General features: G+C 33.7%; 11 protein-coding genes. All 11 read right to left on the reverse strand.

Annotated elements, in window-relative coordinates; translation table 11 throughout:
• Positions 1–15: 15 nt before the first annotated feature.
• The gene (locus LDL23_RS01650) at positions 16–858 is read right to left on the reverse strand and encodes a DUF3078 domain-containing protein (RefSeq protein ID WP_291264153.1); all 843 of its coding nucleotides are present in this window, start codon (positions 856–858) and stop codon (positions 16–18) included.
• A 37-nt stretch (positions 859–895) separates the two neighbouring features.
• A complete protein-coding gene (locus LDL23_RS01655) occupies positions 896–1399 on the reverse strand; it encodes a DUF2480 family protein (RefSeq protein WP_291264154.1) in 504 nt (167 codons plus the stop codon).
• Between the two features lie 81 nt (positions 1400–1480).
• Complete coding sequence (locus LDL23_RS01660; RefSeq protein WP_291264155.1) at positions 1481–1804, reverse strand: SUF system Fe-S cluster assembly protein; 324 nt, start codon at positions 1802–1804, stop codon at positions 1481–1483.
• Between the two features lie 71 nt (positions 1805–1875).
• On the reverse strand, positions 1876–2295 hold the full coding sequence (locus tag LDL23_RS01665; protein ID WP_264367884.1) for a SufE family protein: 420 nt from the start codon (positions 2293–2295) through the stop codon (positions 1876–1878).
• 2 nt (positions 2296–2297) lie between these two features.
• Positions 2298–3047 carry an META domain-containing protein gene (locus tag LDL23_RS01670; protein WP_291264156.1) on the reverse strand — a complete coding sequence of 250 codons (750 nt, stop codon included), beginning with the start codon at positions 3045–3047 and terminating at the stop codon, positions 2298–2300.
• Between the two features lie 11 nt (positions 3048–3058).
• A complete protein-coding gene (locus LDL23_RS01675; protein ID WP_291264157.1) occupies positions 3059–4273 on the reverse strand; it encodes a cysteine desulfurase in 1215 nt (404 codons plus the stop codon).
• 72 nt (positions 4274–4345) lie between these two features.
• Positions 4346–5503, reverse strand: coding sequence for a hypothetical protein (locus tag LDL23_RS01680; protein WP_291264158.1), 1158 nt, complete (start codon positions 5501–5503; stop codon positions 4346–4348).
• On the reverse strand, positions 5487–6488 hold the full coding sequence (locus tag LDL23_RS01685; protein ID WP_291264159.1) for a DUF2157 domain-containing protein: 1002 nt from the start codon (positions 6486–6488) through the stop codon (positions 5487–5489). The genes LDL23_RS01680 and LDL23_RS01685 overlap by 17 nt, the downstream gene beginning before the upstream one ends.
• A 93-nt stretch (positions 6489–6581) precedes the next feature.
• The gene (gene sufD, locus LDL23_RS01690; RefSeq protein ID WP_291264160.1) at positions 6582–7898 is read right to left on the reverse strand and encodes a Fe-S cluster assembly protein SufD; all 1317 of its coding nucleotides are present in this window, start codon (positions 7896–7898) and stop codon (positions 6582–6584) included.
• A gap of 1 nt (position 7899) precedes the next feature.
• Positions 7900–8652, reverse strand: a complete 753-nt coding sequence (gene sufC, locus LDL23_RS01695) for a Fe-S cluster assembly ATPase SufC (RefSeq protein WP_291264161.1) — start codon at positions 8650–8652, stop codon at positions 7900–7902.
• Positions 8653–8688: 36 nt separating this feature from the next.
• On the reverse strand, positions 8689–10000 hold a 1312-nt coding region (sufB, locus tag LDL23_RS01700; RefSeq protein ID WP_291264162.1), incomplete at its 5' end, for a Fe-S cluster assembly protein SufB.

Below are 10000 nucleotides of genomic sequence, written 5' to 3' on the forward strand. Positions count from 1 at the left end.
TTGAGCCGTTTCGTTTTAAAAACCGTAATTGACACCTAAGCCGATAATCTGCTTGGTTTGAAAGCCTCTAAATGCATTATCGTCGTAGATTGTTTGAAAGGCAAAGTTGGTAGATAAAAATTTATTGATTTTCATTACAATATTCAATTGATAATCAAGATCTACATTTTGAGCTTCTTCTAAATAATTTGAATAAAGGTTTAAAATATTTTCTACTGAAACATTTTCCATCAATTTGAATTTATAGTACCCATTAACGGCTGCTCCCAATTCATAACGAGTTGTTTCACCTTGCGCTACCCCAAAAGACGATCCTAATTCTGTAAAATGATTATGCACCATAATTAATTTAGAAGTTGCAGGCGCAAAATTTACTTTTAAATTATCGCTTTTTTTCCACAACATACCCGGACCTAATTGAAAAAAAGCTGGAGAAAAGAAATGTGAAATCTTAACGGTTTGTGACGCTGGATCTAAACCTGTGTCCATTTGTGTTTTAAAGTTAAAAAAAGCAGAATAAAACCAATATCCTATGGCCTTTCTACCTACTAAAGAATTGAATTCAATTCTATCATCTGTTTTTTGAGTATCAGCACCTTTAATTTTGGTTAAACCATAGGCAACAATAATTTTGTTATCCCAATTCCAATCTCCTTTTTTATAATTGAAATCGTAATTTACACCCACATTTCCTGCGAAATTATTTTGACCTCCTGCTTGCCAATTACTAAATGAAGATTGATTAGCTAAAAAAGTAAAAACACCTTTCCTAGTCCAATGCTTTGTTGTGTCTGTTGCAGTTTCTTGAGCTAAACCAAATGTTGACACCAATACTATCCATAAAAAAAGTCTTTTCATCTCTAAATTTTTTAAGAATTATAGAAACAAAGGTACTTTATTTTTGTTTATAAAGAGGTACAGCGGAACATGCCTCACCAAACATAACACTTTTAGAAACTTTCATTAATTTTTGAATGGCTAAAGTGTATACTTGATTTGGAACCTGCTTTTTAGAACAACCTTTAAGAATTACTGGCTTATGAAAATAATCGGTATAATCGAGTTTGTTCAATATATCTTGATACCACTCAATAACCGCTAATTCTTTGCTTCCGTGAATTACTTTTAATGCATAAGGTGCTAAATAAACCGAAACTAAAGCAAATGTCCAAGCAGGTAAAATAGCATCCGTTGAACAATACAAAGCCACATATTTATCTTCAAAACACGACCAATCGTAGTTTTTTAATTGGTCACGAAAATCAGATTCTTTTAAAATAAATCCTTCCAATAGCCATTGTGAAATATCTAAATCTACCACATGATTATCTGGATAGTAATCCTCTAAATCGAATACCATCAAGGAACTTTGCGCTACTTTATTTACTATTTCGTCCATATTTTAGTCGCAGTTTTCAGTCGCAGTTTTCAGAAGTAAGTGTAAAAACACTGTTAACTGTGACTGCGACTGCTTACTATTTTAAAGCATTCCTAATTCTAATTTAGCTTCTTCGCTCATTAAGTCTTTGCTCCAAGGTGGGTCGAAAGTAATTTCTACTTCACATGATTTTACCTCATCTATAGATTTTACTTTTTCTTCCACTTCTTGAGGTAACGTTTCCGCTACTGGACAATTAGGTGATGTTAAGGTCATTAAGATTTTTACATCGTTATCCTCGTTAATCATCACGTCGTAGATTAAACCTAATTCGTAAATATCTACTGGAATTTCTGGGTCAAAAATTCCTTTTAAAACTTTGACTACGTTTTCGCCTAAGTTGATTGTATCGTTAAATTCTTCCATTTTATTTTTAGTATTCAATATTCAGTTAAAAGTGTTCAGTTAATCTGAAAACTTGTGGTTTTAAATTTTAATTATTGCTTTGATTGAAATGCCAAAGCATACATTTTTATTTGTTTTATCATCGAAACCAAACCGTTGGCTCTTGTTGGTGATAAATGTTCTTTTAATCCTATTTCGTCAATAAAATCGGTATTCGCATCTAAAATATCCTTTGGCGATTGATTAGAAAATGCTCGGATTAAAATCGCAATAATTCCTTTGGTTAGAATCGCATCGCTATCGGCTGTAAAAACGATTTTTCCGTCTTGTTCTTCACCGTGTACCCAAACTTTTGATTGGCAACCTTTGATGATGTTTTCGTCTACTTTGTATTGTTCATCGATTAATGGAAGCGACTTCCCTAATTCAATGATGTATTCGTAGCGTTGCATCCAATCATCAAACATAGAGAACTCATCTACGATTTCGTTTTGTATTTCTTTAATTGTCATTCTTATTTTTTTGTTGCTTTTAAAACTACTTTATTATCGTTGTCTAAAAGAAAAATTGTTTTGTTTTCAATTTCGAAACGAGAAACATTAGAAACAGATTTAAACCAAACATCTTCATTTTTCATTTCATTTTCACAATATTTCTTTGTGGACATCAAAGGTGAAATAGTAATGTTTTCATCCTTCTGCTTATACGTTCCAGAATACATATTACAACCCATAAAGCCAGAAATTTTATCAGTATCAAAACTAATAAAATAGTTTTTTTCAACTACGTTAACTCCAACTAATTCTTCTACAACATAACTTCCTAAAATAGGATTTTTAAAAACAGAATCATCAGCAATTTTATTAATGTAATCGACAAATTCTTTAATTTTAGCAGGCGGTATTGTATGATCAAATCCTTTAGTTGTATACGTTTTATCTTTCACCACGATTGTCATGTCGGCATGAGGTTTCCCATCATACGCACGCTCCATAGTTGGACCTTCTAAATCGTTAAAAGTTTTTAAATCTATTTTACTATATAATTCCGCTAACTTTTTCCATTGTGCATCTGTTAAATTGACAACACTAGGTTTTCCGTCTCTTTGACTAACTAACGAGAATGTCCCATTTTCAATTGTTATCATTCTGTGATAACCTCTTGTATTAGCGCCATAAACAACTTTAACATCAGATAGTTCTTGGTCTTGCGCACAACCTTTTGAAAGGAAAATAGACAAAAAAATAGTAAGCATGATTTTCATAATTTTACTTTTTAAGATAACATCATTTGCGCTTTTTTAACCGCTTCTACAAAGATATCAATTTCTTCTTTGGTATTGTAAAAAGCAAAACTTGCTCTAATCGTTCCTGGAATATTGAAAAAATTCATAATAGGTTGGGCGCAATGATGTCCAGTTCTAACCGCTATACCTAACTTATCGATAATTGTGCCAATGTCATACGGATGAATACCTTCGATGTTAAACGAAATCACTGAAGCTTTGTTTTCGCTTGTTCCGTAAATCATTAAACCTTCAATTTCTTGCAATCTCTTAGTTCCGTAATCTAATAATTCTTGTTCGTAAGCCGCAATATTATCAAAACCAATTGAGTTCATATAATCGATAGCAGTTCCTAAAACAATTCCACCTTCAATGTTTGGTGTTCCAGCTTCAAATTTGTGTGGTAAATCGGCATAAGTTGTTTTTTCAAACGTAACCTCAGCAATCATTTCGCCTCCGCCTTGATACGGTGGCAATTTGCGCAACCACTCTTCTTTTCCGTACAAAATTCCAACACCTGTTGGTCCACACACTTTATGACCTGAAAACACATAAAAATCACATTCCAATGCTTGTACATCTGGACGTAAATGTGGTGTTGCTTGTGCTCCGTCGATTAAAACAGCTGCTCCTACTCCATGTGCTTTTTTGATGATGTATTCAATTGGGTTAACCGTTCCTAACGCATTTGAAATGTGATTTACGGTTACGATTTTCGTTTTTTCGGAAAGTAATTTGTCGAATTCTGAAATAACCAATTCGCCTTTTTCATTCATTGGAATTACGACCAACTTGGCCCCTATTTTTTCACATAAAAATTGCCAAGGCACAATATTACTGTGGTGTTCTAAAGCCGAAACCATTACCTCATCGCCTGCATTTAGCAAACTCGCAAAACCATTCGCCACCAAGTTAATTCCGAAAGTAGTTCCCGAAGTAAAAATGATTTCGTGATTGTGCTTTGCATTTAAGTGATTTTGAATCGTATTTCGAGATACTTCATAAGCATCAGTAGCTAATTGACTCAACGTATGTACTCCGCGGTGAATATTCGCATTGATTTCGCTGTAATATTTCGAAATAGCATCGATTACCACTTGTGGCTTTTGCGAAGTAGCTCCGTTATCAAAATACACTAAGGGTTTGCCATTTACTTTTTGCGATAAAATGGGAAAATCAGCTCTTACTTTTTGAACATCAAACATTTTTTGTACAATTTGAGTACAAATTTACAACTTCATTGTTTATAATTAGAATAAATAAAGGTTAAAATAGAATTAAAACTTCTCTCCTGCTCCGCCGCCACTAAATCCACCGCCACCAAATTCCATTGGATTGGTTTGAGTTGGGGCTGGTGTGGTAGCATTTGCTAAAGATAAAATCGCTTGAGCGTTGAATAATAAAGAATCATCGGAATCTCTATCGGGTTGGAACGTGACGCCTTCGGTTTTATTTTTTAGCTGTTGGATAATCAAGTAGGCAAATCCAAAAAGTAAAATTCCGCTGATTACCATAACGTATTCTATTGGGAAGAAATAGTAATAATGACGAATGGAGTAAAATCCGAATGCTAAAGTGGCTAATCCGGTGTATAAAACCAACTTGTCTTTCCATTTAATTCCCAAAAATAAATAAAACAACGGAATTAAAAACGTGAGTCCATAAAAAACAAATGCAAGCGGAACATCGGATTTATTTGTAATTTCTAAGTTCATTAAAGATTCGGATAATTCGCGAACTACTAAATAATTCATGGACAAATAACCTAAAAGCAAACTCGCAATTCGAATCGTATCGAACGTTTTGAAATACGGATAGAAATTTTGGTTTTTAATTAAATGAACTACTAAAAAGTAAACCAAAATCGCTAAAATCAATCCAACAAATGACAAATAAAACTTAGGCATTACATCATGTTCGACTATTAAATTGAAAAATATCCCAACCAATCCAATAAATGCCAATAAAGCCGAAATTGTATTGATAAATCGAATAGCAAAAAACACCCCTAAGACTAACATTGCGATTAACACGGGTAGAACAGCTTCAGTGAGAATTCCAATTCCAATTAAAAAAGAAAATTGAGCAGAAAGCAAGAATGCATCATCTAATCCGTGACGAAAAAATTTCATTCTAACTAAAACTTCGAGTCCTATGTAAGCCACAACGGCATACAAGAAAAAAATGATTTGGTATTGATCACTAATCATTTGAAGTAAAATTACTGCAAAAGCACTAATTACAGAAGAAAACAAAAAATTTCCCAACAAAAAGAATCCAATTCTAAAGAAAATATTAGAGTTCGATTTTAATTGAATTAATTGTGCACTTATGTTTTGTAATTGGCCTTTTGACAAGAATTTTTTTTGATATAACTTTTTTGCTTCTTCGGTCAAAAAATAGTTTTCTAATTCAGATTTATTGTACGCTTGCATTTTTTTCGGTGTTAAATTGTTTTACTAATCTGATAAACATATAAATACTGGCAATTACATAAAAAGGCGAAACCATAATCAAAAATTCGAAAAAAGCTCCAAAATCTATAAAAGACAGAATTTTTCCTCCTAATACATTTACACCAAAATAGCCATACAACAACATAAAAGCAAAAAGTGATGTAGCAAAAACGCGATAACTAAATCGGTAGAAATAATAAATAAACCCTAATAAAATTGGAATAAAAACAAACCAATGTTCCGAAAGTAAGCCAGCAATAATACAAACACCTAACAAATGCAAAGCAAACGTGGCAAATACAAAATGAAAATGCGCTTTGATTTTGTGTTTCAACGAATATTCCATCCAAACCAATAAAAGCATTCCTAAAATCAATCCAGAATACGTTAATTCTAGATTGGAATAGACTTCGTTTTGAAATACACTTTTGGGTGTGATAGAAATTCCGATGAACGTAGCCAAACTCGTAATCGCCATAGAAAGTACAATTCGATTATCGAAATAATAGGCAACCGCAAAACATAAAATAGCGGAAATTAAGGAAACATAAGCATACGAATCATCAAAAATTTGGTATTGAAAATTGATATAACCTAAAAAAACACACGCCAACAAACTTCCGGTTAAAACCAAATAATCATGCAACGGATTTTCGAACAAAACCTCATGATTCGAATATCCTTTTGCTTTTTTAAAACTGAAATGAAAGCAAACCAACATCAAAATAAAATTAGCCGAAAGTATCGCTAAATGTCCAATAGAATCGATGTTGTTGTAAATAATTACTCCAATTCCAGAAGTAAAAATAATTATCGAAAAGTAAATCATTAAAAGCAGTTCGCTTCGCAAGGAAAAAATACCTTTCTTTTGATAATTAGCAATTTCCTCCAAATCCTTGTCTTTCAAAAATTCCTTCTGATAGAGTTTTTGGAGTTGCAGTTCTGAAAAATGAGGTCTTTCCATACTTTAAAATTTTATTAAAGATAAGGAAATTCTGATTTAAAGACATAAAAAAACCGCCTTAAGAGCGGTTTTCTACTATTTACATAAGGATGATTACAAATCAAATCCCATATTTACGCCTAATTTATCAGCGATAATTCTACCAATTTTAGCTTTTAATTCTGGTATTTTGATGCTGTTGGTTACTTCGCTTGTAAATGCATACATCAACAAAGCTTTCGCTTCTTTTTTCGGAATTCCGCGTTGTTGCATGTAGAACATAGCGCTTTCGTCTAATTGTCCAATCGTACAACCGTGTGAACATTTTACATCATCAGCAAAAATTTCCAATTGTGGTTTTGCGTTGATAGTAGCTTTATCCCCAATTAAAATGTTGTTGTTTTGTTGGAATGCATCGGTTTTTTGCGCTTCTTTTTCAACGAAGATTTTTCCATTGAAAACTCCAGTTGAATTGTCATGCAAAATCGTTTTATAATTTTGGTGACTTTCGCAATTTGGAGTTGTATGTTGTACCAAAGTATAATGATCTACGTGTTGTTTGTCGCCAATAATGGTAATTCCTTTTAACGTTGAATCGATTCGTTCTCCTTGGTGATAGAAATTCAAGTTGTTTCTGGTGATGTTTCCACCAAACGAAAACGTATGCACCGCTACTCTACTCTCTTGCTTTTGCGCAATGTACGTATTGTCAATCAAATTCGCAGTTTGCACATCATTTTGTACTTTGTAGTAATCTACAATCGCACGTTTTTGAGCGAAAATTTCGGTTACCGAATTCGTTAAAACAGGATTAGAATTCAAACTTTGATGACGTTCTACGATTTGCACATGAGCGTTTTCACCTACGATGATTAAGTTTCGAGGTTGTACCATCAAAGCCGCTTCATTTCCGGTTGAGAAATAGATGATTTCGATAGGTTTTTCAACCACTTTACTTTTTGGAATATTGATATAAGCACCTTCCAATGAAAAAGCCGTATTTAGAGAAGTTAAACTCTCTTCTTTACTTGCAATTTGATTGAAATAGGTATCAATTACCATTTTATATTTCGGTTTGGTCAATGCCGAAGACATCAAACAAACATCTAAACCATCATGTGTAGTAGAAGACAAAAACGAACTAAAAATTCCGTCAATGAAAACTACTTTATAAGTGTCAATTTCGTGTAAGAAATACTTTTTTACGTCTTTAAATTCAATCGCATTATCCTTTTTTGGGAAAACCGAAAAATCATTTTTCAAAATTGCATTTAACGACGTGTATTTCCATGCTTCCTCTTTTTTTGAAGGGAAACCTTTGTTTTCGAAATTTTTTATGGCGTGATTTCGAACTTCGTGCAAATCTTCATTGTCTTTGATTTTTTCTTCAAAGGCCATGAAAGAAGCTAACATTTTTTCTTTCAACTCCATACTATACGGTTTGCTCTTGTTTAATCCAATCGTATCCTTTTTCTTCAAGCTCTAAAGCTAAATCAGCTCCACCCGTTTTTACGATTTTCCCGTCCATTAAAACGTGAACGAAATCTGGAACGATATAGTCTAACAAACGTTGGTAGTGCGTAATTACTAATACCGCGTTGTTTTCGTTTTTCAATTTGTTTACACCGTTAGCTACAATTCGTAACGCATCGATATCTAAACCTGAATCGGTTTCGTCCAAAATAGCAATTTTTGGTTCTAACATTGCCATTTGGAAAATCTCGTTACGTTTCTTTTCACCACCTGAAAAACCTTCGTTTAGAGAACGTGACAAGAATTTTCTGTCCATTTCTAACAATTCTGATTTCTCACGGATTTTCTTTAGCATTTCATTCGCTGGCATTTCTTCTTCACCATTCGCTTTACGCTTTTCGTTGATAGCTGTTTTGATGAAATTCGTTACCGAAACTCCTGGAATTTCCACTGGATATTGGAACGATAAGAACACGCCTTTGTGCGCTCTTTCTTCTGGAGCTAATTCTGAAATTTCTTCTCCATCTAAAAAGATTTCCCCTTCCGTTACTTCGTAATTTTCGTTTCCTGCAATGATAGAAGATAAAGTTGATTTTCCGGCACCGTTTGGTCCCATAATCGCATGCACTTCTCCTGCTTTAATTTCAAGGTTGATTCCTTTTAATATGTCTTTGTCTTCTACCGAAGCGTGTAAGTTTTTTATCTGTAACATTTTGTAAATGTGTTATATATTCTAATTTATGATTGATTATCCTACTGAACCTTCTAACGAAATTTCCAATAATTTCTGAGCTTCCACTGCGAATTCCATTGGTAATTTGTTCAACACTTCTCTACTGAAACCGTTTACGATTAAAGCAATAGCTTTTTCGGTTGGAATTCCGCGTTGGTTACAATAGAACACTTGATCTTCTCCAATTTTTGAAGTCGTAGCTTCGTGTTCGATTTTTGCCGAAGCATTTTTACTTTCGATATAAGGGAACGTGTGTGCGCCACAATTGTTACCCATCAATAACGAATCACATTGTGAGAAATTACGAGCGTTTTCTGCTCTTGCTCCAATTTGCACTAATCCTCTATAACTGTTTTGTGATTTTCCAGCTGAAATTCCTTTTGAGATAATGGTTGACTTGGTGTTTTTTCCCAAATGAATCATCTTTGTTCCCGTATCCGCTTGTTGGAAATTATTTGTAACGGCAATTGAGTAAAACTCTCCGATTGAATTATCGCCTTTCAAAACACATGAAGGATATTTCCAAGTTACAGCCGAACCCGTTTCTACTTGCGTCCAAGAAATTTTCGCATTTTTCTCACACAAACCTCTTTTGGTAACGAAGTTAAAAACTCCACCTTTTCCTTCCTTGTTTCCAGGATACCAGTTTTGAACGGTTGAATATTTGATTTCAGCTCCGTCCATTGCAATTAATTCTACAACAGCAGCGTGTAATTGATTTTCATCACGACTTGGAGCGGTACATCCTTCTAAATAAGAAACATAACTCTCTTCATCAGCAACCAATAATGTTCTTTCAAACTGACCTGTTCCTCCTTGATTGATACGGAAATACGTTGATAATTCCATTGGACAACGAACGCCTTTTGGAATGTAACAGAAACTTCCATCAGAGAAAACAGCCGAATTTAAAGCAGCATAAAAATTATCTTTCATCGGAACAACCGTTCCTAAATGTTTACGAACTAATTCTGGATGTTCTTTAATCGCTTCCGAAATCGAACAGAAAATAATGCCTTTTTCGTTTAATGTTTTCTTGAAAGTCGTTGCTACAGAAACTGAATCTACCACAATATCAATCGCCACGTTATTCATTTTCTTTTGCTCATCAACCGAAATTCCTAACTTTTTGTACATGGCCAAAAGTTCAGGATCAACGTCTTCTAATTTTTTATTCGGATCGGCTTTTTTAGGGGCTGAATAATACGAAATCGCTTGAAAATCGGGTTTTTCGTAATTTACGTTTGCCCATTCTGGTTCTTCCATTTCTTGCCAAGCGCGAAAAGCTTCCAAACGCCATTCAGTCATCCATTCTGGCTCTTCCTTT

It is taken from the genome of Flavobacterium sp., from assembly GCF_020217025.1.
In the GTDB taxonomy this organism is placed as follows: Bacteria; Bacteroidota; Bacteroidia; order Flavobacteriales; family Flavobacteriaceae; genus Flavobacterium.